The following is a 26,348-nucleotide window of genomic DNA, read 5'->3' as shown; positions in this document are numbered from 1 at the left end:
TTATGCAACAAACAGTTGCGCATTATCCTGTTTTTCTCGCGGAATATGCAACGTACAGTAGATGCTTACTGAACGTGATTATTTTTGCTCTCTGAGGAAATGCTATGCGCCTGTCTCTGAAACCCCTGACCCTGATCGCCGCCCTGCTGGGCAGCAGCCTGTCCGCTCATGCAGCCACCGCGCTGAAAATGGACGTTTATAACCCCGGAGAACACAGCGTGTTCCCGGTCTCTTCTGAAATCATTACCGGCGAAAAAGAAGCGGTGCTGATCGACGCACAGTTCCAGCGTAATGACGCTGAGAAACTGGTGGAGATGATCAAAGCAACCGGCAAAAAGCTGACCACCGTGTACATCAGTCAGTCGGACCCGGATTTTTACTTTGGCCTGGATGTGATCCACGCGGCTTTCCCGGAGGCTAAAATCATCGCCACGCAGGCAACGGTCGATCAGATCAATGCCACCAAAGACGGCAAAGTCGCCTTCTGGGGACCGCAACTGAAAGACAATGCGCCGAAATCAGTGGTGGTTCCGGTTGCGCTGAAGGGCAAATCTTTCGAACTGGAAGGCCACAAGTTTGAAATTCAGGGCGTGGATGCAGAGCGCACTTTCGTGTGGATCCCGTCGCTGAAAGCGGTGGTCGGCGGCGTGCTGGTCAATGGCGACAACATGCATGTCTGGACTGCCGATACGCAAACCACGGCATCGCGCAAACAGTGGGTCGAAGCACTGGATGAAATCACTGCACTGAAACCGTCCGTCGTGGTGCCGGGGCATTTCCTGCAGGGCGCCTCTCAGACGCTGGAAGCGGTGAAATTTACCCGCAACTATCTGCTGACGCTGGAAAAAGAACTGCCGAAAGCCAAAGATTCCGCAGCGCTGGTCGCTGCGATGAAAAAACATTACCCGCAACTGAAAGACGATTCTTCATTACAACTGAGCGCAAAAGTATTGAAGGGCGAAATGAAGTGGCCGCAGTAAATACTCTTTTTAAATAATTAATAAAATCCCACGGCGATATTATTTATCGCCGTTTTTTATTTTAAGAAAATACAGAAACCCCGCCTTTACTATTTATCATAGCGTTAGCATTCACTCTTTCCTGAAAATCCAAAAAAAGCCTTATCAAACAATGGCATTGTATTAATCAGTAATTGAAGCCTCACTTCCCCCGTATTAGACTCCGCACTGCATTACACTTCCCCTCAAAGGCAAAGGGAATGTCCCATTCATTCAGGGATTACCCGTTTCAATTTATATAAAGGAATATTATGAATTGGTATATCAAGGCATTAAAAAATTACGCAACATTTTCTGGCCGGGCAAAAAGAAGAGAGTACTGGTGGTTTGTTTTGTTTAACTGGCTTATCAGCATGGCCATTGGCCTGATAGCTGGATTACTGGGCGATCCGTTTATCATGATAATTATTTATACAGCATTCATATTAGTACCGAGTCTGGCTCTCAGTGTCCGCCGCAATCACGATGCCGGATATAGTGGCTGGTGGATCCTTTGTCCGTTTTTTAATTTTTTCCTGATGTTCTTTAAAAGCGATCCTGAAGATAACCGCTTTGGCCCTTATCCGGCGGAAACTCAGGCGTAGGACTCGTAGGAAATCTGGCTTCGTACACCTGAAACTATTCATTTTTGACAAAGGGTGTTGCTTCACACGCAACACCCTTTATACTGTTGCGTAAGCCGCAACACGCAGGATGCAACGGATGATTAAGGATTTCAAACACAAAGGGCTCAGTCGTTTTTTTACGTCCGGCTCGACCTCAGGCATCAACGCTGAACATGCAAAAAAACTACGACTCCGGCTGGCAACTCTTCATGCGGCTGAGTTTATCGGCGATATCGATCGCCCCGGCTACGGACTGCATGCCTTACAAGGTTCCCGACATGGACAATGGGCAGTTACGGTTTCGGGCAACTGGCGTATCACCTTTGAATTTATCGATGGAAATGCTTACATCGTCAATTATGAGGATTATCACTGATGAACATGCATAACCCGCCTCATCCCGGTGAACTGATTGCAGAAACGCTGGATGAGCTGAATGTCAGCGTGCGTGAATTTGCCCGCGCGCTACACATCGCGCCTTCAACGGCTCAGCGGATCGTGACAGGGAAAATGGCCGTGACGCCGGAAATGGCGGTTAAGCTGGCAGCGGTATTGGGAAGCTCAGCAGAGTACTGGTTGAAGTTGCAGGCAAACCGGAGCTTGTGGATAGCAGAACAAACGGTGGACACCAGCGGATTGCACCGGCTGGTCATGACCTTAAAACCCGCATAACGCGGGTTTTTTATTACCTGAAAATCCTCACCACAACCTACTGCGTCACCCTGACAAACTGCCCTTCGGCGCGGACGTTCTGTCCGAAACCGCAGTCGCCGGTGGTGTGAAGCATCACGCTGGCAGCATCAAATTTCATCTCCACGCTGCACTGGCCGCCGCTGGCCGCGGTATCGTCGGCTTCGTGGTAAACCGCGTGGTTATCTTTCACCGCCGTCACGACGGAAAAGTCGCCGGTATTCGGGCCGTAGTACAACGACATTTGCCCCATGTACATGCCGGTGAAATCGATTTTGAACTGCGCTTCTTCCGCTTTCACTTCCACCAGATTCCAGCTGCCAAACCCGGCGTATTGCCAGTAGACACCCGCCGGAGACGCCGGCTGCGGTAAAGCATCCAGTTTTGGCTGGATCTGGCTGAGATTGAATTGTGATTTTTTGTCCGCAGGCACCAGCATCAGCCAGGCTTTGGCTTTCAGGTAATCTCCCTGCTTCATGTACGTCAGTGCGATGTTGTTGTAAGCCGTCGCAATCTGGTCCTGCGGCTTGTGGCAAAACTCACTCCAGGCCACCTGATTACGGAAAATTTCCCGCGCTTTGGCGAAATCCCCTTGCTGATACGCTACCTTTCCGGCGGCCGCATAGATGCCCGCTTTCACGCAATCATTCGCAATATCCGGTTCATCAATCTGAGCAAACGCCTCAACACTGGCAAAACATCCTGCCACCAGCAGTAAATTCACTGCGACTTTCATCAAACATCCTTCTACTTTTGTGGTCTACAGAGCTTCGTGCTGGAAAAACATCCTTACAAGTGGTTCATTGCCCTATCGCACTGAGACACTCATTCTGGGATGATTGGCTTCACAACATATCGATGACTAATGGCTATTATGACTAAAAAACCTGGGAAATCGGCGCAATGGGGCGCCGTCTGGCAGTTAATTAAGCCTTACTGGCGCTCAGAAGAAAAGTGGCGAGCCTGGGGCATGTTGACCACTATCGTTATCCTCTCACTGGCAACCGTTTACATCAGCGTGCTGCTAAACGAATGGAACCGCGTGTTTTATGACGCGCTGCAAAACAGAAACTATCCGGTTTTCAAAGCCCAGCTATTCAAATTCACGTGGCTGGCGCTGCTCTTCATCGTCATTGCGGTTTACCGCGTTTACCTGACGCAGGGCCTGCAAATGAGCTGGCGTCGCTGGATGACCGAAGAGTATATGGAGAAGTGGCTGACCAATCACGCCTATTATTACACGGAGTATCAGCATCAGGTGGATAACCCCGATCAGCGTATTGCGTCTGATCTGAATGCGCTGACCAGCGGCACGCTTTCACTGGTGCTCGGGCTGCTGTCGAGCGTGGTCACGCTGTTCTCGTTTGTCTTCATTTTATGGTCCATCAGCGGTCCACTGAGCTTCGTGCTGGGCGGCCATCATTTCGAAATTCAGGGCTATATGCTGTGGTTCGCCCTGCTCTACGCCGCGCTGGGATCCTTCATTATATGGTGGATCGGTAAACCGCTGGTCAAACTTGGGTTTAACCAGGAATGGTTCGAGGCGAACTTCCGTTTTGGTCTGATTCGTATCCGTGAAAACAGCGACGCGATTGCGTTGTATCACGGCGAGAAAAACGAGCGCGAGCAACTTTCCGGCAAGTTTGATTCCATCAAAACCAACTGGTGGTCGATTATGCGTGTCACCCGTCGCCTGAATATTGCCTCAAACTTTTACGGCCAGTTCGCCAATATCTTCCCGATTCTGGTGGCCTCCCCGCGTTATTTCTCCGGTGCGATCCAGATGGGTGCGCTGATGCAAATCGCCTCGGCGTTCGGTCAGGTTCAGGGATCGTTATCCTGGTTTATCGATGCGTTCACCGATCTGGCCAGCTGGAAAGCCACCGTTAACCGTCTTGCCGGTTTTAATGCGGCGATTGATCAGGTGAATGCCCAGCCACGCGGGATCAGCGTGGAGAAAAGTGCGGAACATGCCCTGCAACTGGATCAGCTGACGCTGAATCTGCCGAACGGAAATCCGCTGTTCTGTAACGTTTCGGCGGCTATGAAACCGGGTGAGCGCGTGCTGATTGCCGGCCCTTCCGGCTGCGGTAAATCCACGTTACTGCGCGCTATTGCGGGTATCTGGCCTTACGGTTCCGGCAAAATTACGCTGGCAGAAGGGAAAAGTTATCTGTTCCTGCCGCAGCGCAGTTATATCCCGATTGGCACGCTGCGCGATGCGCTGAGTTACCCTGACGCCAGCCGCGAATATACCGACGAACAGCTGCAACGCGTGCTGGAACAATGCCGTCTGCCGCATCTGGCTGCGGTTGAAATTCTGGACGATTACGCCAACTGGAGCCAGCGCCTGTCGCCGGGTGAACAGCAGCGTCTCTCGTTTGCGCGTGCTTTGCTGATCAAACCGGACACCCTGTTCCTCGACGAAGCCACCAGTGCGCTGGATGACGAAACCGAGCAACAGGTTTACGCGCTGCTGTTAAGCGAATTGCCGGGGACGTCGGTCATCAGCGTGGCGCACCGTAATACGGTCGCGAAGTACCATCAGCACTGCTGGCGGTTCAAAAATCAGGAAAACGGTCCGTGCGGATTCACATCCTCGGCCATTTTGCCTGAGTAAGCGCTGACGCCACCGTCCGGGGGTGTCTAACTGCAGAAAGGTTGCTGATGTCAGCAACCTTTCTTTTTTGTGTCCTGACACCCATTTCGCGCAGAAAATCAACCGTCTGGTTGGTTCAAATGTATACCTGACTATACAATTATCCTTAAGTGACTTTCTTTAAATCCGGTGGTACAGGTCTGATGAAAATAGATAAGAACTCGTTCACGCCGCTTTACCTGCAAATCGAACAGCAACTTACTGAGAAAATCAGCGCGGGCGAGATCAAACCCGGTGACCCGATCCCGACGGAAGCCGCATTGTGCGAGATCTACGGCGTATCACGCATGACGGCGCGCAAAGCGGTGGATTATCTGGTGCGCCAGGGACGCGTGGCGCGTTTTCGCGGACGCGGCACCTTCGTGGTTGAACCCGGCGAACAGCAGAAAATCGTCCTGCCGCTCGACCGGCATCTGACCGCCAGCGAAGTCGCGCAGGAAAATAATCAGCGTATTGAAAATCAGGTGCTGGAATTTCGCCGGATGCCCGCCAGCGAGAGTATTGCCCGTGAGCTGAATATACCGGCGGGGACGGACGTGTATTTTATGATCCGCCTGCGGCTGCTGGGCGATGAGCCATTCGTATATGAGCAGTGCTGGATGCGTGCCGAGAATCTGCCGGATATCAACCGCGCGGCGATGACGTCCTCGAAATACGCCTATCTGCGATCCAAAGGTTTTCAGCCTGCGGGCAGCACAAAACTGATTTCCGCCGAACTGCCTTCGAACCAAATCCGCCTTGCGCTGCATCTCTCACGCGACCAGCCGGTGCTGCATTCGCATGCCGTGGTGTCGTTTACCGACGGCACGCTGTTTGAAGTATCCGACGTTTACTACAACCAGAAAAACTACAGCTTCAGCGTCCATGCCAAAGTTAAAAGCTAGCCGCCATCAGGCGATGCCTGACAGCTCCGCTTTCACCAGATTCGCCACCTGTTCCACCTGAGGACCATAGATCACGTGAACGTCGGTGTCAGTGATCCGTTTCACCCCCGCCGCACCGGTTTTCATTAACGTGCCGTCCTGCACCTGAGCCATATCTTTTACCTTCACGCGCAAACGGGTAAAGCAGCAGTCGACGGCGGTAATATTCCCCTCGCCTCCCAGACCGGTAATAATATTTCTGGTGTTCTCGCCGGTTCCCTGCGCCGGTTTTGCACGTTCTTCTGCATCATTTTCATCTTCACGCCCCGGCGTTTTCACCTGCATCCGTAAAATCACCCAGCGGAAACTGAAGTAATACACCGGCGCGTAGATGATCCCGAGGATCAGCGGATACCACCAGTGCGTTTTGCTGCCGCCCAGTACGCCGAAGATCAGGAAGTCGATCGCCCCGCCCTGCACGTTACCGATCATCACATGCAGCATCTGCATCAGCACGAACGAAAGCCCGGTCAGCACCGCGTGCAGGACATACAGCACTGGCGACACGAAGATAAAGCAGAACTCGAGCGGCTCGGTGATCCCGGTGGTAAAGGACGCCAGCCCGCCCGCCAGCATCAGCGCTTTCACGCGGCCTTTATGTTCAGGGCGCGCGCAGTGATACATCGCCAGCGCGGCGGCCGGTAAACCAAACATCATGACCGGAATTTTCCCCTGCGCCAGGAACCGCGTAGCCTGCTGCGTGACGGCGTCCGGGATCATCCCCGGATTGGCCAGCGCGGCATTGAAGATATTCAGCGCCCCGACAATGCTCTGGTTATCCACCGTCGTCACCCCGCCAATCGGCGTAAAACGCACGGTTTCATTGATGATGTGATGCAAACCGGTTGGGATCAGCAGCCGCTCCGACGTCGCATAGATAAACGTCCCGGCTTCTCCGGTGCGGCCAATCAGCTCGCCAACCCACTGAATGCCTTGCGCAATCGTCGGCCAGATCAGCGACATAATGACACCGACAATGGGCAACACGAGGATCGTAATAATCGGCACGAAACGCCGTCCGCCGAAGAACGCAATCGCCGTCGGCAGCACAATCGTATAGAACCGGTTATGCAGCCACATGGTGATCAACCCGACCAGCACACCGCCCAGCACGCTCATGTTGTAGGTGAAAATCCCCAGCGTGTGGGTGAACTCAGCGGCGTAAATCATCGCATTCGTTTCGGTCATACCGTTGGCGGTGAGCTTCGCAACGGTAAGGGTGTCCGGTGAAATTCCCTGCGCCAGCAGGCTGTAATTCACCCCGACGTGCAACCCGACGAAGCCAATCACTGCGGAAAAGGCTGCCGTGGCCTTTTCCGCATTGGCCAGACCCATCGCGGTCGCCACGGCAAAGAACAGCGGAAGGTTGGCGAACAATGCGCCCGAAACCTGACGGATAAACCCGATCACCAGTTGTAAAATTTTCATCTGCGCGAAGGTTTCGCCGGTCACCGCCGGGTTCTGTAATGCGGCCGCCAGCCCTAAGAAGATCCCGGCGGCGGCAATCACCGAGATAGGCGTCATCAGGGCTTTGCCCAGGTCGTGAATTTTGCTGCCAAGTTTAATCATCTGAATTCCCTCAATGGGGTGGCTAAAAATAAGCCGTTAATTGAGTTAAGTCACAGAATGTATAGTTGTATAGACATAGAGGTCAGGAGTATGAAAGTGATCACAGTTTTGCGGGAAGAAAACGAGTGAGGTCTGAATAAAAAAAAGCCCACATCGGACTGTGGGCATGGGGGTTGCAACTGACCGTCGTTCAGAACGGCTGGCAACAAGCAAATGTGAGAACTGCTCGCTCTCAGGCCATAAGGTAACGGCAGACCGCAAGAACCTTCAGCCTTTTCTGGTAAGCGGCAGGTTAAAATGTATAAATTTGTTTGATCAGGCTCACACTTCTTCGCCCCACAACAATTCATTAACTTTCAGAATATTCTGCTGAGTACTATTCGCAAGAGCAATTAATTAGTTTACTAAGTAACAACTTTACTGTTCTTTACCACTGCACGAAATGATTAAAACCTCAATAATGCAAGGGTTTATACCGCAACATTTATCTTCCATTTTGAAACATCAGAACATTCGTCATAACAATAACTTTACACAGGGAAGTCGGGCGCTCTCGTATAGTGGAGGACTTGTTGAGAACGATTATTCTCAATTCCCCAAAAAGAGTGAATTCTATGCGCCTGAAGTTCCTTTCTGTCAGTACAGTTGTGCTGCTTTCCGCATGTGATGGTTCCGCCGGTTCTGCCTCTCCGGCGGCACAAGTGCCTGCGGTCAATGTCGTCACTCTGCACAGCCAGCCCGTCACGTTAACCACCCGTCTGCCCGGCCGCACAACTGCCGTGCGCAGCGCCGAAGTACGTCCGCAGGTCAGCGGCGTTATCCTGAAACGTCTGTTTGTGGAAGGGAGCGAAGTGAAAGCCGGTCAGCAGCTTTATCAGATTGATCCGTCAACCTACCAGGCGACCTTTGACCGTGCGATGGCCACCTGGAAAAGCGCTGACGCCACCGCGCGCCGCTATAAACCGCTGGTCGAGGCGCAGGCCGTCAGCCATCAGCAATATGACGATGCCGTTGCGGCCGAGCGCGAAGCCGCCGCCGATGTCGAAACCGCCCGCGTGAATCTGCAATACACCAAAGTGTACGCGCCGATTTCCGGTCACATTGGCCGTTCGTTGTCCACCGAAGGGGCGCTGGTCACCAGCGGTCAGACCACGTCGATGACCACCATCGACCAGCTGAATCCTATCTACGTTGACGTGAATGAGTCCTCACTCGATTTGCTCAAACTGCGACGTGCGCTGGCTTCCGGCAAATTGCAGTCCGCCGGTGAAAACGCCGCGCAGGCCAACCTGACGCTGGAAGATGGCAGCAAATACGCCCTGCCGGGCAAACTGGAATTCTCAGAAGTCACCGTGTCGCAAAGCACCGGTTCCGTGACCCTGCGTGCTTCATTCCCGAATCCGCACGACGAATTATTGCCGGGCATGTTTGTTCACGCCGAGCTGCAACAGGGCGTGGATGACAACGGGATCCTGGTGCCGCAGGAAGCGATCATGCATGACGTGAAAGGCGCGCCATACGTTTACGTGGTGAAAGCCGATAACACCGTCGAACAGCGTTCCATCACCACCGGTCAGATGATGAATGGCTTCTGGCTGGTGAATCAGGGTCTGCGCGATGGCGACAAAGTGATCACCGATGGATTACAAAACGTCAGAGCAGGGGCAAAAGTTAACGCCACCGAGCGCCCGGCCAGTGCGCCTGCCGAACAGGCTAATCTCGCGATTACCGATCCTTCCGCGCAATAACGGGTGAGCTGAATGTCTACTTTCTTTATTAATCGTCCCATATTCGCCTGGGTTGTCGCTATCGTCATCATGATCGCCGGTGCGCTGTCGATCATGCAGTTGCCGGTCAACCAGTACCCGAATATTGCCCCACCGGCGATTTCCGTCAGTGTCACCTATCCGGGTGCTTCGGCGGAAACCGCGCAGAACACCGTCGTTCAGGTTATCGAACAGCAACTCAACGGACTGGATAACCTGCGTTATATCGAATCGCAAAGTAACAGCGACGGCAGTGCCACGATTATTGCCACCTTCGATCAGGGCACTAACCCGGATATCGCGCAGGTTCAGGTGCAGAACAAAGTGTCTCTGGCCGAATCGCAGTTGCCGACCGAAGTGGTCAATCAGGGTATCCGTATTGCCAAATACCAGTCCAACTTCATGCTGCTGGTCAGCCTGATTTCGACCGACGGCAAAATGAGTAACTCGGATCTGAGTAACCTGCTGGTGACCAAGCTTGAAGACCCGATTGTCCGTACGAAAGGCGTCGGCGACTTCCTGCTGCTCGGTTCAGAATACGCGATGCGCATCTGGCTGGATCCGGCGAAACTCTATAAATATCAGCTAATCCCAAGCGATGTCAGCACGGCGATCGAAGCGCAAAACGTGCAGGTTTCTTCCGGTTCTCTCGGCGGATTACCGACGGTAAAAGACAGCAAAGTCAGCGCGACTATCATTGGTAAAACCCGTTTCGACAGCATCAGTCAGTTCAAAAATGTGCTGCTGAAAGTGAACGCCGACGGTTCTCAGGTGCGCCTGAGCGATGTCGGGAATGTGGATCTGGGGCCGGAAAGTTATTCCATCTCTTCCACCTTTAACGGCAAACCGTCTACCGCCATCGCCCTGCGTCTGGCGAGTGGCGCAAACGTGCTCGATACCGACAAAGCGGTCAGAGCCACCGTTGCCGGGCTGGCGTCCTCACTGCCTGCCGGCGTTGAAGTGAAATACCCTTACCAGACCGCGCCGGTGGTCAGCGCCTCCATTGAAGAAGTGGTGAAAACGCTGATCGAAGCCATCGTGCTGGTGTTCTGCGTCATGCTGCTGTTCCTGCAAAACCTGCGCGCCACACTGGTGACCACGCTGGTGGTGCCGGTGGTACTGCTCGGGACTTTCGGCATTCTGGCGGCAGCGGGGTATTCCATAAACACCCTGACGATGTTCGGGATGGTGCTGGCGATAGGTCTGCTGGTGGATGACGCCATCGTGGTGGTGGAAAACGTCGAACGTGTGATGACGGAAGAAAAGTTATCGCCGAAAGACGCCACGATTAAATCGATGAAACAGATTCAGGGTGCCCTGTTCGGGATCGCACTGGTGCTGTCGGCGGTGTTAGTGCCGATGGCGTTCTTCGGCGGCTCAACCGGCATCATCTACCGTCAGTTCTCGATCACCATTGTTTCCGCAATGGCGCTTTCCGTTCTGATGGCACTGATTTTCACCCCGGCGCTGTGTGCCACCATCATCAAACACAACGATGAAGAGAAATCCCAAAAAGGCTTCTCCGGCTGGTTTAACCGTAATTTCGACAAAGGCGCGATGCACTACACCCGCGCCGTCGGCACGGTCATCTCCCGCCGCCGTCTGTTTATGGTGATTTATCTGCTGATTGTGATCGCCACCGGCTTTATGTTCACCCGCGTACCGACCACCTTCCTGCCCGATGAAGATCAGGCCGTCATGCTGATTCAGGCCACCTTACCGGCCAACGCGTCATCAGAGCGTACTCAGGAAGTGCTCGATAACGTCCGCGAATATCTGCTGGATAAAGAAGGCGACGTGGTCTCCTCGGTGTTTACCGCCAACGGCTTCAGCTTCGCCGGTCGCGGGCAAAACGTCGGCATTGCGTTCGTCCAGCTGAAAAACTGGGCACAGCGCCCGGACGCGGCGCAGAAAGTGCAGGCGCTGGCGGGCCGTGCAATGGGACATTTCGCCACACTCAAAGACGCCCGCGTGTTTGCCTTCGTTCCGCCAGCGGTCATGGAGCTGGGTAACGCCACCGGTTTCGACTTCTTCCTTCAGGACACCAACGGCAGAGGGCACGAAGCCCTGATGAACGTCCGTAACCAGTTCCTGCAAATGGCGTCGCAGGATAAACGCCTGACCGCCGTTCGTCCGAACGGGATGGAAGACGAACCGCAATACCAGCTGGAAATCGACGACGAACGCGCGCAGGCGCTGGGCCTGAGCCTCGACGACATCAACAACACGCTCTCGGCGGCCTGGGGTTCGGCGTACGTGAACCAGTTCATGTACAACAACCGCGTAAAACGCGTTTACATCCAGGGCAAGGCGGCATCCCGCGTCACGCCTGAAGATCTGAACAACTGGTACTTCCGCAATAGCAGCGGCGCGATGGTGCCGTGGAGCGCCTTCGGCAGCGGCAAATGGGTTTACGGCTCACCGCGTTACGAGCGTTTCAACGGGGTCTCCGCGGTCGAACTGATGGGCGCACCGGCACCGGGCTACAGCTCGGGGGATGCCAACGACGCCGTCATGGAAATCGCCGCCAAACTGCCGCAGGGTTACAAAGTGGCGTGGCACGGCCTGAGTTATGAAGAAAAACTGTCCGGCTCGCAGACGCCTGCGCTGTACAGCCTGTCTCTCATCGTGGTGTTCCTGTGTCTGGCCGCCTTGTATGAAAGCTGGTCGATTCCGTTCTCGGTTCTGCTGGTCGTGCCGCTGGGGATTTTAGGGACGATCGGTGCGGTGCTGCTGCGCGGATTATCCAACGACGTCTTCTTCCAGGTCGGGCTGTTAACCACCGTCGGGCTGGCGGCGAAGAACGCCATACTGATTGTCGAATTCGCCAAAGAGCTGCACGAGAAAGAAGGGATGCCGATAGTTGAGGCCGCCGTGGAAGCCGCCAAACTGCGTATCCGCCCGATCATCATGACCTCGATGGCCTTTATTCTCGGCGTGTTCCCGCTGACGATTTCCAGCGGTGCCGGGGCGGGCAGCCAGCACTCCATTGGTACTGCCGTGGTCGGCGGGATGATCACCGCGACTTTCCTGGCGATTTTCTTCGTCCCGATGTTCTACGTGACGGTGGTAAACCTGTTCACGCGTAAATCAAAGCAACAAGACAAGGCGCTTCCGGCGACTGAGGCAACACACCATGAATAAACCGCATTTCGCGCTGTCCGTGATTGGCGCGTTTTCACTCACCCTGCTGGCGGGCTGTACGCTGGAACCGAAATATCAGCGTCCTGCCCTGCCGGTCGCCAGCAACTGGAGCGCCGGAAACGGCGCTGACACCCGCACCGGGCAGGATATCGGCTGGAAGGCGTTCTTCAATGAACCGGCGATGAAGCAGCTGATCACGATGTCCCTCGAAAATAACCGCGATTTACGGGTCGCGGCGTTAAACGTCGATACGGCGCGGGCCTCCTTCCAGATTGACCGCGCCGCGCTGCTGCCAACGCTCGATGCCACCGCCGGGGAAACCAGCCAGCATCTGCCGGGCGGGTTGTATTCCACGCAAACCTCGGGGCCGGTGACGTATCAGCAATACAGCGCCAATCTCGGCGTGACGTCTTATGAAGTGGATCTGTTTGGCCGCGTGCGCAGCCTGCGCGATCAGGGGCTGGAAACCTATCTCGCCACTGAAGCGACGCAGCGCGCCACGCAAATCACGCTGGTTTCTGAAGTGGCTTCCGGCTATCTGAGCCTGGCGGCGGATAACGATCTGCTCAAACTGGCGATTAACACCGCCAACAGCCAGAACAAATCCTACGATCTGACCAAACGCAGCTACGATTCCGGCATCAGCACCTCACAGGATCTGGTGCAGGCGGAAACCACCGTGCGGGCGGCGCAGGCCGATATCGCGCAATACACGCGTCAGGTACGTCAGGACGTCAATGCGCTGACATTGTTAGTCGGCACGACGATCCCGCAAAACCTGCTGGCCGGTGCCACGCTGCAACAGGACTGGAAATTCCCGCAGACGCCCGCCGGTTTACCGTCTGATCTGCTGACCCGTCGCCCGGATATCATTGCGGCGGAACACACGCTGAAAGCCGCCAACGCCAACATTGGCGCCGCCCGCGCGGCGTTCTTCCCAAGCATTACGCTGACCGGCACCGCCGGTTCTGAAAGCGGCAGCCTGAGTAAACTCTTCGACGGCGGCACAGGCGCATGGTCATTCATGCCATCAATTAATATCCCCATCTTTGACGGCGGCGTGAATCAGGCGAATCTCGACATTGCCAAAGACACTAAGAAAATCGACATCGCCAACTATGAGAAAGCCATTCAGACGGCGTTCAAGGAAGTGTCCGACGGTTTAGCCGGAGAAGCGACCTACAAAGACGAACTGCTGGCCCGCACACAGGACGCCGACGCCAACCAGCGCAACTACGATCTCTCGCAGATGCGTTTCAAAGGCGGCATCGACAACTATCTGAGCGTACTGGTCGCGCAACGTTCGCTGTATTCCGCACAGCAAACGCTGATCACGACCCAATTAGCCCAGCTGAATCAGGACATCAGTTTGTATAAAGCGCTGGGCGGTGGCTGGAAGGAGTAAACGTTTTGATTTGATGCGAAACGCCGACGGAAGTCGGCGTTTTGGTTTGCTGCGGCCTTTGCGGCGAAGCTTCGAGGTTTAGCGGTTTCCGCGCAGAATTTTCTCCACCAGCTCACCCCGCGCATTAAAATAACGGCTCGGCCAGATAATACTCGGATGCACATTCAGCGCCTGCGCAATCACCTTCTCCCCTTTCGGCCACGGCCGCGAAAGCGCATTCGACAGCGTCGATGAACTCAGCCCCGCACCACGCGAAACCGCCGCCAGTGTCGTCCCTCTTTTCCGCAGTGCCGCAATGATGTCTGCCTGATGCCAGTCGGTGTAATTTTGTGGGTTATTCATGGAGGATCCTTTCCTTTGATTGATTAGTTTTCATACTTAACGAAACCATTATCCTGTTTTGGGATATTTCAGTAAAGCGTTGATATTCGTTTTTGGGATTTTTTATGACGAGTATTTTCGATGGCTTCAATCTATGATCGTGATTATCAGGAAGTAATTGGTTTATTGAAGAAAGCCCGGCTGGAGAAAGGGATCACGCAGATCGAACTGGCTAAGACTTTGGGAAAACCGCAGTCATTTATCGCCAAGTTTGAGAACGGCGAAAGGCGGCTCGACGTGGTTGAGTTTGTCAGGATTGCACGGCTTTTAGGAGTTGAGCCGAAAAGTGTTTTGGAAACGATTTTCGATTCAAATAATAGCATCCATTAAGATATTCATATCTCTGCAGAGGTAAATCCCCTAACCCCACAGGCGAAGCAGTGAGAAGAAGATTAAGACATTTGCAACAGAGTCCAACCAGATCAAAAACTCATTTGAGTAGAAAGAGGATTAATTCATATTATTATTCTTTTGATTTGAATTTTATATTTGAAATCTAACGTTAAGCCACTTAGCTGTTTAGCAAAGCTGTGATCAATCTCACTACGTTTTTTTGGTTAAATTCTATTAAACACGTAAAAACACTGTATTAATAAACAGTTCGCACACTATTTACTCAGTAGTTATACTAACAGTAGGGAGAAGCAGCTTTCTAGCACTGAACAAGCAGGATAAAACATGACACCGTTTAATTCCCAAAAAGTAATAGAAGAAAGAATAAAACAAATTAATTTACGTAGTTATCTAGTAGGTTTTGATATTAATGACAGTGGTTCTACATTCTATCGGATAGACCCTTTGGTCATGACAATACTTTCTGCACTACATGAGTTCGCCTATGGATACCATGAAGGAAAAACGACAAACAATACCGAAACATTGAGCAAAATAATTGATGCAGCAAAATCTGTTTACAAGATAGATGAATACAAAAAAGTCAAAGATATATACTGTAACTCGGGTTCGATAGAAGATGATATTGCTGATAAGTATATTAAAAGAGGTGAGTTCGGAGAGTTAATTCTCCATCTTATACTTAGAGACTTTCATAATACGCTTCCACTTTTGTCAAAAATTTATTTTAAAGACTCTATCGGACATACCGTACACGGATTCGATGCCGTTCATATAGAACCAGTAAGTAAGACATTATGGTTAGGCGAATCAAAGTTATACTTAGACCCCAAAAAGGGAATATCAGAGTTAATAAACGATGTAGAGGAACATTTCAAGATAGATTATTTAAACGCAGAGTTCACGTTAATTTCAAAAAAAATAAAACACTCGAAAGAAACACCATTACTAGATTACTGGCTAGATGTCCTATCCGCTGGTGGAAAACTTTCAGACAAGCTAAATAGTATAAATATACCTTTACTGTGCACTTATAGTTGCGATTCATTTACAAAATTTGATGATGAAAAAAATTCGGAGTTTTGCCAATATTATGAAGAAAAAATAAAATCTTTAAAAAAATACTTTGATTCTAAGTACAAACACCCATTAAAAGGCCACCTTAATATTATTCTTTTACTTTTCCCCGTGAGTAATAAAACTGAGCTAGTAAAAAAACTACATCAGAAATTATCATTAATTCAACAAATCGGTGGGTAATATGGATAATCACCTTGATGAATCGCAAGAAGTTGACAAGTTGTTTGAACAAACTTTCGAAGAATATAGAAAATGCGCACACCTACTAAATTCCAATGAAGAGATCGGAAGGGATAGAGTCATACAGTTACTAGAAAACAAAGAAAATTATTCCTCAAAATTAGATTTTATTCTAGCTGATTTAGTTGAATCTGCAGGGTTTTATCCCTATTTGGAAAAGGAAAATCTCAAACCATCATCAACTTCTCAAAAAATAAGAATTGAATCCAGCAGGTCAAATAATCTCAAAGATAAAGTTTTTCATGATGAACAAAAACATCTACTAGGTCTTATTAATTCTAATAAAAATATCATTGCAAGTGCCCCAACAAGCTTCGGTAAAAGTTTACTTATTGAGGAGGTTGTTGCCTCGCTGAAATACAAAAACATACTCATAATACAACCTAGCCTAGCTCTTTTAGATGAAACAAGAAAAAAACTATCGAAATATCTTAATAATTATAAGATCATTGTTCGTACCAGCCAAGATTTCATCAAAGAAAAGAAAGGTAATATTTTTCTATTAACATCTGAAAGGGTTAATGAATACCATAACCTTCCAGAAATCGATTTTCTAATAATAGACGAATTCTACAAATTTAGCTCAAAGAGGGATGATGAAAGGCATCAATCTTTAAATAATTCTTTTATCAAAGTATTTAAAAAATCTCAGCCTAAATTTTATTTCCTTGGACCAAACATTGATGGAATTTCCCCTGGATTTGCCGAAAAATATAACGCTACATTTTATAAAAGTAACTATACCTTGGTGAGATGTAATAGCTTCAATATATATGAAAGTTATGGCAATCTATTTGGTAAACTAGGAAAAAAGGCAAAATTCAAAGAAGATATCTTATTCGATTTAATACTAAAAAGAAAAAATGAACAAACTATTGTTTATTGTTCCTCACCTAATAAAGCAAGGAAACTATCTAAAAAAATAACTAATTATTTTTTAAGTAAAAATGTAATTAAGAACGATGAAAATGCACTTCCGTTAACAGAATGGATTCGAGAGTTCATCTCTCCAGAGTGGTCATTAATTAAATCTTTAAACAGAGGTATTGCCTTCCATGACGGTTCCCTTCCAAGGCATATAACCTCGTCCTTAATAGATTATTTTAACTCTGGTTTAATTAATGTTCTATTTTGCACAACCACAATCATAGAAGGTGTCAACACCTCTGCGAAAAATATAATCTATTTTGATGACATGAAAGGTGAAGTAGATATTGACTATTTTGATTACTCAAATATAAAAGGACGTGCAGGGCGATTAATGCAACACTACTCTGGGAATATTTTTAATTTTAACCCACCGCCCATTAAAGAAGAAATATATATTGACATTCCTTTTTTTGAGCAAAATCCTTTACACGAAGAGATTTTAATAAATCTTGATGATAAAGATATTAAAGATAAAAACTCAGAGGAATATCAGTTCATTAGATCACTTCCCCCTGATCAGATTGAATTATTCTCTAGAAACTCTATAAACATTCGCGGGCAAAAAGAACTACTGGATCACCTTTTTAAAGTCATTTTACATAACTATCATTCTATTAGTTGGAGTACGACACCAAAATATTCACAATTATTATATTGCATCAATTTATGCTGGAGTTTTTTATTAAAAGATAGCGAAAAACCCATTACTATGTCCGCTAGTCGATTAACAAAGGTGACTTATGACTATGGATTTTCTAGGAATATTAATGCGTTGGTTAAAAGTAGTTATGACTACAGAATTAACAAAATAAAAGACCTCAATGAGGATAAAAAAAACCAGGCTATTGATGATGCAATTAGAGATGCCTTTCATATACTAAGACATTGGTTTCAATACAAAATACCAAAATTGCTAATGGTTTTAAATGAACTACAAGGATATGTTTGTAAATCTATTGGGCTTGAACCTGGTAACTATCTATTTTACTCATCACTAATAGAAAATGATTTCATCCCAGACCACTTGAATATACTCATTGAATATGGGATACCAAAATCGGCGATTCAAAAAATATCAAAGCATATTCCAAATATTTTCTCAGATGAGAAAGTTATAGATTTTATTATAAATAACAAACTATATGATAACAAAGATCTAATACAATATGAAAAAGAGATATTATTAAAAAATTTAAAAAACTAACAACCAGTGCCACACGGTAAAATTCATCGCGTGGCATCAACACTATCACTATCACTATCATATAGGTATATATACCACTTGCTAGATCGAATAATTTTTTTCATTTAAAACCCCACTACGCCCCCCCCTCTAAGCCTTCCAAAATTAGGAACTAAAAACCATGGATAATTCATCCTTCGTCGATGAATTATCTGCTTTTCTCCCATTATCTTCGCTAATCATCATGTTTTATAATTACTTATTAATGTTGATTTCATTAAGATATAGAGAAATTTTTTAATGTGTAAAGCCTTTGCCGTTCCGCCTCCGTGAAGGTTGATGTGTAATGTCAAAAAAAGCAATATGGGCATCACTCGTCGTGATTATCTCAACGGTGTGGCGATTATGTTCATTACGAATGAGATAAGAAATTAACAGACAGCACTGGTGTAACGTTAATCAGATAATCAGCTATGACAGGAAGATAGCATTACAATCTCTTATAAGACGTCTCGCAACCTAGCGCATCTGAAATTATCCCGGATGAGTCCGGGATAATTTCAGACCTGCCTATGAGGATTTCCGGGCCTCGTTGGCTTTAATCTCTTCGACCCAACCTTCCATTATCCAGAGGCACGTCGCGGCCTGAGGTCCTGCATCCAGTAAAGAAAGGCGGATGCGATTATATGTTTCCATGTCGCCATTCGTTATTTTATCAAACGGTGGGACACAGGCTATATCCGTTCCTTGCTGGTACTTGTAATGATGCTTGTCGAGAATTGACATCACTTTGAGCGTTTCTTTTGCGTTAGCATCCAGGGCGTAATAGAGAGCACCAGAAAGTTGATTGGATTGTTGTAGATTCACTACAGGCGCTAAATCCGGGACTAACAATAGCCATTCATTGTCACCCGTAGAGATTTTTTTAATCGTCTCGGACCAGTCTTTTGCAGTTATTTTTGATGCGAAACTGTTGCTCCCATATTGTTGAACACTTGTTCTTATATCCTTCGGTGTAGTTGAAGCAAATACCATTAATGGAGCGAGAAAAAATAAGGGAAGAATTTTCATCTCACGACCTCTAATGTTTCTGAGGTTCCTCTTATCAGACGCCGGGTAGGGTTGCTCATAATGATACAACCTGCTGAAGCAAACCCGGCCGGGCCATTTCTTCTTTCACCGTGTACGCGAAATAAGCTCCTGCCATAGGATTCGCCAGAGGTTTGATGCAGTTCAATCGTAAGTGGTCCCTTTGAACTCGTTGCAATACCCACCCGATATGTACCCTGGGGAAGTGGTCCCATCCCTTTGACATGCTGACGATCTGGGTTATTTTTATTTGTCAGGACGCCTGAATATCCCCGTTCGATGAATACTCCATCATGAAATAATTCACCGGTGCTTTGTTTATATGTCCAGGTCATAAATCATCCTTATGCGGTTGCTCGTTCATTCCATGAGTCTGAATGGATGATGTTACCGCCAGTGTAAGTCCAGGTTATTTTTTCGTAACGCAGTTCCACACATTCGATGTGTCCCTGTTTTTCAAAATTAGGGTTTTTTACGTCATACATCATTGCCGATAATGACACCAGTTTTACATTCTCCAGCTTCGTATTAAAATACTCGACTTCCTGCCCAGCATCGTTAATCCGATACCATTTTATCTCAGCGGATTTAAACGTTTTTCCTGAAGTAACAGCTTTATAAAGATAGGGACTCGATGAATCTATTTCTTTATCAAATACGAAAGGATGATGAATTCTGGTTCCGGTAATTTTCCCAGTATTCGAGTCATTTGGGATTTCAAGAGCATGAGCTAAACCAATAATCTCGATACTTCCTTCACGACCCTGTACATCAACCGATCCTCTGATGTCCGCACCACCATCGTCTTTAAGCCACAAATAGGCAGGAATTGCCATTTTTGATTAATCCCTTTTTAAAAAATTGAGGCTATACGTTATGCCTGTATATTTACACAAACCGTTGGCGAACCTTTAAAAATGGAATTTTCAGAAGTTTGTTACTGACGAGTGCCACCTGTGTACGGCATAAAAAACGGCCTGCGACCTTGACTCCTATAACCAGAATTCAATCTCTACAGCAAAGACGCATAAATATGTCTTTGCTGTAGAGATAAACCTTCATTCTCCATTTGCGTCCGCCATCACTCTCCATAAGTCGCTCTTTATGTTAAATTTGTTAAACAACTGAGACATTCTGTAAGCATAAACTTTTGCTGCACGGCTTCCGTGCGGGTTGATGGTGCAATTTTGAGGAAACAATATGGGTATCACTCGTCGTGATTTTTTAAACGGTGTGGCGATTACGGTCACTGCTGGTATGACGCCGTTCGAGGCGCTGCGGGCTTCGCCGCAAACCGCTGCACAGTCTTTGTATTACCCGCCTTCGCTCACCGGTTTACGCGGTAATCATCAGGGATCTTACGAAGCCGCGCATATTCTCGGGCGCGAAGGGAAAAAGGTCGATCCGTCCGGTTTACCGGTTGAGGATGAGTTTGATCTGGTGGTGGTCGGTGCCGGGATCAGCGGGCTGGCGGCCGCGTGTTTCTGGCAGGAACAGCATGGCAAGGATCAACGCATTTTGCTGCTGGATAACCACGATGATTTTGGCGGACACGCGAAACGTAATGAATTCCACGTCGAGGATAAAATGCTGCTCGGCTACGGCGGCAGTGAATCTTTCCAGTCGCCGCGCACCAATTTCAGCCCGGTGGCGATGGGATTACTGAAAACGCTGAACGTCGATATCGAGACGATGGCGAAAGATTTCGACCAGACGTTTTATCCGGATCTGCATCTGAGCCGTGGCGTGTACTTTGACCGCAAAAACTTTGGCGTGGATAAAATTGTCAGCGGCGATCCGGGCCGCGCGGTGGCCGATGACATTCCGCCGGAGCGCCTGAATGGCCGCGATATCACTGCGTTCATCAGTGATTTCCCGCTGCCGGAATCCGACCGCAAGGCATTGATCGCCCTGCATACCGAAGCAAAAGATTATCTGCACGGCATGACGCAGGAAGAGAAAGTCGCCTGGGTTGACGGGCACAGCTATACACAATTCCTCCGCGAAAAAGTCGGGCTGAGCGAGATGGCGATCCGCTATTTTCAGCAACGTACCAATGATTTTCAGGCCGTCGGGATTGATGCGACATCCTGCAGCGATGCGCGCATTTGCGCCCTGCCGGGGCTGGAAAATATGGGATTGCCGCCGCTGGATGCCGAATCGCTGGAAGATCTCGACCAGCCGTATATTTTCCACTTCCCCGACGGCAACGCCGGTTTAGCGCGTCTGATGGTGCGGCATCTGATCCCGCAGGTGGCACCCGGCAATACGATGGAAGATATCGTGCTGGCGAAATTTGATTACAGCCAGCTGGATAAGGCCGGGCAACCGGTGCGTCTGCGCCTCAACAGCACGGGAATGCACGTCGCCAACGTGGAGCATGAAGGAAAACCGGCGGTTGACGTGACGTACATGACCGGCAGCACGCTGCACCGCGTCCGCGCCGGACAGGCGGTGATGGCCGGTTACAACATGATGATCCCGTATCTGGTGCCTGAAATTGCCGAAGCGCAAAAAGCGGCGCTGAAAGAGAATGTCAAAGCGCCGCTGGTGTATTCAAAAGTGGTGATCCGCAACTGGCAGCCGTTCATCAAACTGGGCGTCCATGAGATTTACTCCCCCGCCGCGCCGTACAGCCGCGTGAAGCTGGATTATCCGGTGGATATGGGCGGTTATCAGCATCCGCGTGACCCGAATCAGCCGATTGGCCTGCATATGGTTTACGTCCCGACGCTGCCGGGCAGCGGCCTCAGCCCGCGCGAACAGTCGCGTAAAGGCCGCGCCCTGTTGCTCGGCACCTCGTTCGACGTTCACGAAAAGATGATCCGCGAGCAGCTTCAGGGCATGTTCGGCGAGGCCGGTTTTGACCATCAGCGCGATATTATGGCGATCACCGTCAACCGCTGGTCGCACGGCTATTCTTACTTCCTCAGCGGGATGTTCGACGATGAAGAACAGTCGCAGAAAACCATTCACCTTGCCCGTCAGCCGGTCGGCCGCATCACCATCGCCAACTCCGATTCTGACTGGAGCCCGTACGCTAACTCGGCGGTGGATCAGGCATGGCGCGCGGTGAATGAACTGACGGCAATGAAGAAGGATAACGCATGAAAAATCTGATGATTTTCGCCGCACTGATGGCGACAGCAGGTTCCGCGATGGCCATGTCCGAAGGGGAATACGTCGCCAAATCAGCCGATTGCGCGGCCTGCCATACCGCGCCTGATGGCAAGAATTTGACGGGTGGCGTGCATTTCGCCACGCCGATCGGGGATGTTTACTCCACCAATATCACCCCGGATATTCAGCACGGGATTGGCAATTACCGTTTCGAAGACTTCGATAAAGCGTTACGCAAAGGCATCGCCAAAGACGGTCATGCACTTTATCCGGCGATGCCCTACACCTCCTACGTGAAAATGAGCGAAAAGGACATGCGCGCGCTGTATGACTATCTGATGAAAGAGGTGAAACCACAGCCGGTCGCCAACCGCGACAATAACATCAGCTGGCCGTTATCTATTCGCTGGCCGATGCACGTCTGGAACAGCGTTTACCTCGAAGATGGCGAATATATTCCGCAGTCAGAACAGAGTGCGCAATGGAACCGGGGGGCGTATCTGGTGCAGGGAGCCGGACATTGCGGTGCCTGCCACACGCCGCGCGGCTGGGCGCAGCAGGAAAAAGCGGTTGATCAGCAAAGCCCGGTGTATCTGAGCGGCGGCGAAGTCGATGGCTGGTCTGCGCCTTCGTTGCGTGAACTGAACATCAGCCAGGAAGGACTGGTGACGTTGCTGAAAACCGGCCGCAACGCCCACGATGCCGTCAGCGGTCCGATGGGTGATGTGATCACCAACAGTACGCAATTTATGACCGACGCCGATCTCAACAGCATGGCGGTTTATCTGCTGAGCCTGAAAGCGGAAACGCCGCAAAAACCGGCTAAACCTGCCGTTTCGACGCCTGCCGGACAGCAAACCTTTATGCGCTATTGTTCAACCTGCCACGGAGTGAATGGCGAAGGTAAGGTGTTTGCCATCCCTGCGCTGGCGGGCAATCTGACGGTCAATGCTGAGGATCCGCAAACCCTGCTGCGGGTGATCCTCAACGGCGGGCAGACGCCGGTCACCGCCGAACACATGGCCAATACGATGCCGGGATACGGCTGGGCGCTGAGCGATCAGCAGGCCGCAGACTTAACCAATACCCTGCGCGCCAGCTGGGGAAATCATGCAACAGAAGTCACGCCGGGCGATGTGGCTAAGGCACGTAAAGCCGGGAAATAGGTCCGTGTGGGGCCGGGGTAAAACCCGGCCCTCATTCAGCCTTTTACTTATGATTGAAGTATCAAACTGCCCGCAAATATCAGGATGTCGACATCGTCACCAAAATCGGTTTTTTCACAAACAGTCCGTAGCTTAGCGCGCCCAGCATCAGCAGACCGGCACCGAGGAAGAACACATTGGTGAACTGCCCGGTGGCATCCAGAATAATCCCGGTCACAATCGGCGCACAGGCCGCGCCCAGAAAGCCCCCAAAGTTCTGAATTGCGCCCATAGAAGCCACCTGCTCTTTCGGCGCAATGTCCGAGGCCAGCGTCCAGATGACACCTTGTGGTAACTGCGAGAAGAAGTAGCCAATCGACAACAGCGCGATACTTAATGTGGTGTTATGCACAAACGGGATCGGCGCAACAAAACAGGCCGCCAGCGCAGCACCGGCCACAATAGGAACTTTACGCGCCGTAATGGTTTTCACGCCGCGACGGATAAGACGGTCAGAAAGCGTACCGCCGCACAATACCCCCAAAATCCCTGCCAGGAAGGGGATAGCCGCCAGCCAGCCAGTCTGTTTCAGGCTGAAGCCCAGCGATTTCTCCAGATAACCCGGCAGCCAGGTCAGGTAAACCCAGATGGTGAACATAATAGAGAAGTTGCCGATCACCATGAACCAGGTGGTTTTATGCCTGAACAGCGCCCCCCAGCTCGCTTTGTTGTTGCCGTTAGCGTTGGCCACCGGTTGCTGAACTCGCGGAGAATCAGCGTGGATCTCATTCTCTTCGCGTTCGGTTGGATTACGGTAGAACTTCAGCCAAACCAGCAGCAGCGGGATCCCCGCCAGACCGATGGCGATAAACATCCCGCGCCAGCCAAGCGTCAGCAGCAGTATGGTCAGGATCGGCGGAGCAATGGCATTGGCAATCTGCGAACCGGTATTGATGATGGATGTCGGCAATGCACGCTCTTTGTCAGAGAACCAGCGATGCGTAATCTTGATGCCGGACGTAAAGAATGGTGATTCAGAGATGCCCAGCAGCACGCGCAGTGCATAAAACGATGAATAGCCGTTAATAAAACCGGCCATGACTGTGAAGGTTGACCAAAGGCCCACGCCCCACGAAAACATTTTTTTAGGACCAAAACGGTCAACCAGCCAGCCCGCAGGCAGATTGGCCAGCGCATAAGGCCACAGAAATGCCGACAGCAGCATGCCCATTTCCGTCTGGCTGAAACCAAATTCTTTAGCAATGGTGGTGTTGGCAATACTTAAATTGGCGCGGTCGAGATAATTAATCACTGCCGCCATTAACAAAATAAAAATAATGCCCCAGCGTAAACGAGAAACAACAGGTGTCGCATTTTTTACCAGCGGTACATTGAGGGAAGATGTCGCATCTTTCATAATTTTAATTATCCACTATCGGTTATTCATAAATAAGCCATCATCGAACAGGCTCAGGTGAATTTTAATCACAGCCTTACGAATAAATGACTCTCTTTGAGAATGACAACAAGGGCGATGTAAATCTTGCGGAAAGAAAACGGCAAACATGCCAGGTTCCAGATGAATAAACGATTCATTCTTCGTGTCCTGATAAAATACAATATCATGCTCATCTGCCCGGTCTTCTACCACCTCATGTCCCGACGTACCGCGCGCCACACCGAGGGTTTCCTCCCCTTGTAGTAGAAATTGAATATCCACGAACTTAAAATGTGACTCAGCTCGCATTTCATTAGCAGGAACCGTATTCATTTCCTGAAGAAGGCAAAACATCTTGCCCGGAATAATGTCGAATTTCCCTGGTGTTAACGTTGAAAAGTCGGTTTGAGTAATATACTCAATACCTTTATTAATAATCGGATGGAACGCTAATTTTTCACGTTCCCAATCTCGCAGGCAACATACGATCATGTTGAGGGATCCTTTTATATTTATCTTTATATTGAGGGTCAGATCACAGGTAAGAATTTATAACGTCAGAACATCTCTACTCTTAAAAAAACTACCGGCCAGACGGCATTGACAGGCCATTACTCAGCGGATGAGATGACACCTCATCCGCATAAATCACTGACCATCATCACGCCTTATACGGCGGCGATTTTTTTCTGCCACAGCGCGGTACCGCTGTGGATTTGATCCAGTAACACGGTCAGTCCCCAGAATTTCTCCAGCACGTTATCTTTATTCACGCGGCAGAATTCGCTGTCGAACGTCCCTAAACGCTGATGATAAATTTTGGCGTTCTTTGGATAACCCAGCGTTTCAGTCACCGCACCCAGTGACAGGAAAATAGCCAGCTCGTCGGCGAGCTCAGGCTGAGTGGCGGCCTTGTGGTAAAGCCAGCTGTAAAGTTCAGGATGGAAGTTGGTGAACACGCCGCTGAAACCTTTAGAACCCGCCTGCATCGCGGGATAAGCAATCGCCGCATTCGCATTGATGATGTTCAGCGGCGTGTTCGCCACCCGCTTCACGCGGCGCGTCACGGTCTCAAGGTCACAGCTCACATCTTTCAAAACCACGAAACGTCCCGAGTTGGCGCAGTAGGTCAGCTCGTCGTCGGTCAGCAGGCGGCGATACGGCGCCGGGCACTCATACAGGCCCAGCGGCATGGACGCCGGCAGCGCGCTCAGCAGCTTATCCAGTGTGGCGAAAAAGACTTCACTGCCCTGATTTTTCGGATCAAGATGGTTGGTGACCAGCACCAGCGCATCAGCACCGGTTTTCGCCATCGCGCTCAGTTCGCTGATTTGGTCGTTGATATCGTCACTGATGTGCCCGGAAGCGATCACCGGCACGCGGCCAGCCACTTGCTTCACCACAAATTCGGCCAGCTCAACGCGCTCTTCCAGTGTCAGAAACTGCATCTCGCTCGACTGGCAGACGGCAAACAGCGCGTCGACGCCTTTCGCCAGGTACCAATCGATCAAACGCGCCAGCCCCGGATAGTCAATCTGATTATCGTCGGTGAAAGGGGTCAACATCACAGGCACAATACCTTCAATACTTTTACTCATCACTGCTCCT

The 26,348-nt window shown here is 50.0% G+C and carries 23 protein-coding genes; 14 read left to right on the top strand and 9 right to left on the bottom strand.

From position 1 onward, the window contains the following. The first annotated feature begins 104 nt into the window (after window positions 1–104). The 4 genes from BV494_RS21025 (at window position 105) to BV494_RS21010 (ending at window position 2,296) form a co-directional block, all read left to right on the top strand. Window positions 105–980 carry an MBL fold metallo-hydrolase gene (locus BV494_RS21025; RefSeq protein WP_192938045.1) on the top strand — a complete coding sequence of 292 codons (876 nt, stop codon included), beginning with the start codon at window positions 105–107 and terminating at the stop codon, window positions 978–980. Window positions 981–1,270: 290 nt separating this feature from the next. Further along, window positions 1,271–1,603, top strand: a complete 333-nt coding sequence (locus tag BV494_RS21020) for a DUF805 domain-containing protein (RefSeq protein ID WP_104924581.1) — start codon at window positions 1,271–1,273, stop codon at window positions 1,601–1,603. A gap of 118 nt (window positions 1,604–1,721) precedes the next feature. After that, window positions 1,722–2,000, top strand: coding sequence for a type II toxin-antitoxin system RelE/ParE family toxin (locus tag BV494_RS21015; RefSeq protein WP_104924580.1), 279 nt, complete (start codon window positions 1,722–1,724; stop codon window positions 1,998–2,000). Then, window positions 2,000–2,296 (top strand): HigA family addiction module antitoxin, encoded by a 297-nt coding sequence (locus BV494_RS21010; protein ID WP_104924579.1) that lies wholly within the window; start codon window positions 2,000–2,002, stop codon window positions 2,294–2,296. Before BV494_RS21015 ends, BV494_RS21010 begins: the two co-directional genes overlap by 1 nt. A gap of 37 nt (window positions 2,297–2,333) precedes the next feature. Here the strand turns inward: BV494_RS21010 and BV494_RS21005 are convergent, their stop codons facing one another. Further along, window positions 2,334–3,050 (bottom strand): tetratricopeptide repeat protein, encoded by a 717-nt coding sequence (locus BV494_RS21005; RefSeq protein ID WP_104924578.1) that lies wholly within the window; start codon window positions 3,048–3,050, stop codon window positions 2,334–2,336. Window positions 3,051–3,179: 129 nt separating this feature from the next. Between BV494_RS21005 and BV494_RS21000 the strand changes: the two genes are divergently transcribed. Together BV494_RS21000 and BV494_RS20995 are read left to right on the top strand one after the other, a co-directional pair. Further along, entirely contained in the window at window positions 3,180–4,934 is a 1,755-nt protein-coding gene (locus BV494_RS21000) for an ABC transporter ATP-binding protein/permease (protein WP_104924577.1), read from the top strand. A gap of 182 nt (window positions 4,935–5,116) precedes the next feature. Further along, window positions 5,117–5,857: a GntR family transcriptional regulator gene (locus BV494_RS20995; protein ID WP_104924576.1), complete on the top strand. Its 741-nt coding sequence runs from the start codon at window positions 5,117–5,119 to the stop codon at window positions 5,855–5,857. A gap of 6 nt (window positions 5,858–5,863) precedes the next feature. On the opposite strand, the gene BV494_RS20990 is transcribed toward BV494_RS20995, so the two are convergent. Next, entirely contained in the window at window positions 5,864–7,465 is a 1,602-nt protein-coding gene (locus tag BV494_RS20990; protein ID WP_104924575.1) for a PTS transporter subunit EIIC, read from the bottom strand. Between the two features lie 614 nt (window positions 7,466–8,079). On the opposite strand from BV494_RS20990, the gene BV494_RS20985 reads away from it, so the two are divergent. From BV494_RS20985 to BV494_RS20975, 3 genes are read left to right on the top strand one after another with little or no spacing between them, the layout of a single operon-like run. After that, window positions 8,080–9,213, top strand: coding sequence for an efflux RND transporter periplasmic adaptor subunit (locus BV494_RS20985; RefSeq protein ID WP_104924574.1), 1,134 nt, complete (start codon window positions 8,080–8,082; stop codon window positions 9,211–9,213). Window positions 9,214–9,225: 12 nt separating this feature from the next. Beyond that, window positions 9,226–12,375 carry an efflux RND transporter permease subunit gene (locus BV494_RS20980; protein WP_104924573.1) on the top strand — a complete coding sequence of 1,050 codons (3,150 nt, stop codon included), beginning with the start codon at window positions 9,226–9,228 and terminating at the stop codon, window positions 12,373–12,375. Beyond that, window positions 12,368–13,780 carry an efflux transporter outer membrane subunit gene (locus BV494_RS20975; RefSeq protein WP_104924572.1) on the top strand — a complete coding sequence of 471 codons (1,413 nt, stop codon included), beginning with the start codon at window positions 12,368–12,370 and terminating at the stop codon, window positions 13,778–13,780. Before BV494_RS20980 ends, BV494_RS20975 begins: the two co-directional genes overlap by 8 nt. A 78-nt stretch (window positions 13,781–13,858) precedes the next feature. On the opposite strand, the gene BV494_RS20970 is transcribed toward BV494_RS20975, so the two are convergent. Continuing rightward, window positions 13,859–14,122: a helix-turn-helix domain-containing protein gene (locus tag BV494_RS20970; RefSeq protein WP_104924571.1), complete on the bottom strand. Its 264-nt coding sequence runs from the start codon at window positions 14,120–14,122 to the stop codon at window positions 13,859–13,861. Window positions 14,123–14,242: 120 nt separating this feature from the next. Here BV494_RS20970 and BV494_RS20965 point away from each other — a divergent pair, with 120 nt between their 5' ends. The 3 genes from BV494_RS20965 to BV494_RS20955 all read left to right on the top strand — a co-directional run bounded on the left by BV494_RS20965 (window position 14,243) and on the right by BV494_RS20955 (window position 17,969). Then, window positions 14,243–14,491, top strand: coding sequence for a helix-turn-helix domain-containing protein (locus BV494_RS20965; RefSeq protein ID WP_104924570.1), 249 nt, complete (start codon window positions 14,243–14,245; stop codon window positions 14,489–14,491). Window positions 14,492–14,839: 348 nt separating this feature from the next. Then, on the top strand, window positions 14,840–15,775 hold the full coding sequence (locus tag BV494_RS20960) for a HamA C-terminal domain-containing protein (protein WP_104924569.1): 936 nt from the start codon (window positions 14,840–14,842) through the stop codon (window positions 15,773–15,775). Between the two features lies 1 nt (window position 15,776). After that, window positions 15,777–17,969 (top strand): DEAD/DEAH box helicase, encoded by a 2,193-nt coding sequence (locus BV494_RS20955; RefSeq protein WP_104924568.1) that lies wholly within the window; start codon window positions 15,777–15,779, stop codon window positions 17,967–17,969. 549 nt (window positions 17,970–18,518) lie between these two features. On the opposite strand, the gene BV494_RS20950 is transcribed toward BV494_RS20955, so the two are convergent. From BV494_RS20950 to BV494_RS20940, 3 genes are read right to left on the bottom strand one after another with little or no spacing between them, the layout of a single operon-like run. Further along, the gene (locus BV494_RS20950) at window positions 18,519–19,019 is read right to left on the bottom strand and encodes a hypothetical protein (protein ID WP_104924567.1); all 501 of its coding nucleotides are present in this window, start codon (window positions 19,017–19,019) and stop codon (window positions 18,519–18,521) included. Beyond that, window positions 19,016–19,372, bottom strand: coding sequence for a tlde1 domain-containing protein (locus tag BV494_RS20945; RefSeq protein ID WP_101079281.1), 357 nt, complete (start codon window positions 19,370–19,372; stop codon window positions 19,016–19,018). Before BV494_RS20945 ends, BV494_RS20950 begins: the two co-directional genes overlap by 4 nt. A 9-nt stretch (window positions 19,373–19,381) precedes the next feature. Then, window positions 19,382–19,873, bottom strand: coding sequence for an Hcp family type VI secretion system effector (locus BV494_RS20940; RefSeq protein ID WP_104924566.1), 492 nt, complete (start codon window positions 19,871–19,873; stop codon window positions 19,382–19,384). A 364-nt stretch (window positions 19,874–20,237) separates the two neighbouring features. On the opposite strand from BV494_RS20940, the gene BV494_RS20935 reads away from it, so the two are divergent. Next, window positions 20,238–22,148 carry an NAD(P)-binding protein gene (locus BV494_RS20935; RefSeq protein WP_104924565.1) on the top strand — a complete coding sequence of 637 codons (1,911 nt, stop codon included), beginning with the start codon at window positions 20,238–20,240 and terminating at the stop codon, window positions 22,146–22,148. Further along, complete coding sequence (locus BV494_RS20930; RefSeq protein WP_104924564.1) at window positions 22,145–23,323, top strand: cytochrome c; 1,179 nt, start codon at window positions 22,145–22,147, stop codon at window positions 23,321–23,323. The genes BV494_RS20935 and BV494_RS20930 overlap by 4 nt, the downstream gene beginning before the upstream one ends. 79 nt (window positions 23,324–23,402) lie before the next feature. Here the strand turns inward: BV494_RS20930 and BV494_RS20925 are convergent, their stop codons facing one another. From BV494_RS20925 to BV494_RS20915, 3 genes are all read right to left on the bottom strand, one after another. Beyond that, window positions 23,403–24,719 carry an MFS transporter gene (locus BV494_RS20925; protein WP_192938044.1) on the bottom strand — a complete coding sequence of 439 codons (1,317 nt, stop codon included), beginning with the start codon at window positions 24,717–24,719 and terminating at the stop codon, window positions 23,403–23,405. Between the two features lie 15 nt (window positions 24,720–24,734). Continuing rightward, window positions 24,735–25,232 carry a NanQ anomerase/TabA/YiaL family protein gene (locus BV494_RS20920; RefSeq protein WP_104924562.1) on the bottom strand — a complete coding sequence of 166 codons (498 nt, stop codon included), beginning with the start codon at window positions 25,230–25,232 and terminating at the stop codon, window positions 24,735–24,737. 176 nt (window positions 25,233–25,408) lie between these two features. Next, complete coding sequence (locus BV494_RS20915) at window positions 25,409–26,338, bottom strand: dihydrodipicolinate synthase family protein (RefSeq protein ID WP_104924561.1); 930 nt, start codon at window positions 26,336–26,338, stop codon at window positions 25,409–25,411. Window positions 26,339–26,348: the final 10 nt, after the last annotated feature.

This window comes from Rahnella sikkimica, from assembly GCF_002951615.1.
GTDB lineage: Bacteria > Pseudomonadota > Gammaproteobacteria > Enterobacterales > Enterobacteriaceae > Rahnella > Rahnella sikkimica.
Note: the sequence above shows the minus strand (reverse complement) of the source record. Positions and strands in the feature narration are given on the sequence as shown.

Coding starts and splice junctions, on each gene's coding strand:
- BV494_RS20960 (WP_104924569.1), top strand. CDS start 14,840: ATGACACCGTTTAATTCCCAAAAAGTAATAGAAGAAAGAATAAAACAA.
- BV494_RS20990 (WP_104924575.1), bottom strand. CDS start 7,465: ATGATTAAACTTGGCAGCAAAATTCACGACCTGGGCAAAGCCCTGATG.
- BV494_RS21020 (WP_104924581.1), top strand. CDS start 1,271: ATGAATTGGTATATCAAGGCATTAAAAAATTACGCAACATTTTCTGGC.
- BV494_RS20975 (WP_104924572.1), top strand. CDS start 12,368: ATGAATAAACCGCATTTCGCGCTGTCCGTGATTGGCGCGTTTTCACTC.
- BV494_RS20955 (WP_104924568.1), top strand. CDS start 15,777: ATGGATAATCACCTTGATGAATCGCAAGAAGTTGACAAGTTGTTTGAA.
- BV494_RS20985 (WP_104924574.1), top strand. CDS start 8,080: ATGCGCCTGAAGTTCCTTTCTGTCAGTACAGTTGTGCTGCTTTCCGCA.
- BV494_RS21025 (WP_192938045.1), top strand. CDS start 105: ATGCGCCTGTCTCTGAAACCCCTGACCCTGATCGCCGCCCTGCTGGGC.
- BV494_RS20930 (WP_104924564.1), top strand. CDS start 22,145: ATGAAAAATCTGATGATTTTCGCCGCACTGATGGCGACAGCAGGTTCC.
- BV494_RS21005 (WP_104924578.1), bottom strand. CDS start 3,050: ATGAAAGTCGCAGTGAATTTACTGCTGGTGGCAGGATGTTTTGCCAGT.
- BV494_RS20915 (WP_104924561.1), bottom strand. CDS start 26,338: ATGAGTAAAAGTATTGAAGGTATTGTGCCTGTGATGTTGACCCCTTTC.
- BV494_RS20980 (WP_104924573.1), top strand. CDS start 9,226: ATGTCTACTTTCTTTATTAATCGTCCCATATTCGCCTGGGTTGTCGCT.
- BV494_RS20965 (WP_104924570.1), top strand. CDS start 14,243: ATGGCTTCAATCTATGATCGTGATTATCAGGAAGTAATTGGTTTATTG.
- BV494_RS20935 (WP_104924565.1), top strand. CDS start 20,238: ATGGGTATCACTCGTCGTGATTTTTTAAACGGTGTGGCGATTACGGTC.
- BV494_RS21010 (WP_104924579.1), top strand. CDS start 2,000: ATGAACATGCATAACCCGCCTCATCCCGGTGAACTGATTGCAGAAACG.
- BV494_RS20925 (WP_192938044.1), bottom strand. CDS start 24,719: ATGAAAGATGCGACATCTTCCCTCAATGTACCGCTGGTAAAAAATGCG.
- BV494_RS20945 (WP_101079281.1), bottom strand. CDS start 19,372: ATGACCTGGACATATAAACAAAGCACCGGTGAATTATTTCATGATGGA.
- BV494_RS21000 (WP_104924577.1), top strand. CDS start 3,180: ATGGCTATTATGACTAAAAAACCTGGGAAATCGGCGCAATGGGGCGCC.
- BV494_RS21015 (WP_104924580.1), top strand. CDS start 1,722: ATGATTAAGGATTTCAAACACAAAGGGCTCAGTCGTTTTTTTACGTCC.
- BV494_RS20995 (WP_104924576.1), top strand. CDS start 5,117: ATGAAAATAGATAAGAACTCGTTCACGCCGCTTTACCTGCAAATCGAA.
- BV494_RS20940 (WP_104924566.1), bottom strand. CDS start 19,873: ATGGCAATTCCTGCCTATTTGTGGCTTAAAGACGATGGTGGTGCGGAC.
- BV494_RS20970 (WP_104924571.1), bottom strand. CDS start 14,122: ATGAATAACCCACAAAATTACACCGACTGGCATCAGGCAGACATCATT.
- BV494_RS20920 (WP_104924562.1), bottom strand. CDS start 25,232: ATGATCGTATGTTGCCTGCGAGATTGGGAACGTGAAAAATTAGCGTTC.
- BV494_RS20950 (WP_104924567.1), bottom strand. CDS start 19,019: ATGAAAATTCTTCCCTTATTTTTTCTCGCTCCATTAATGGTATTTGCT.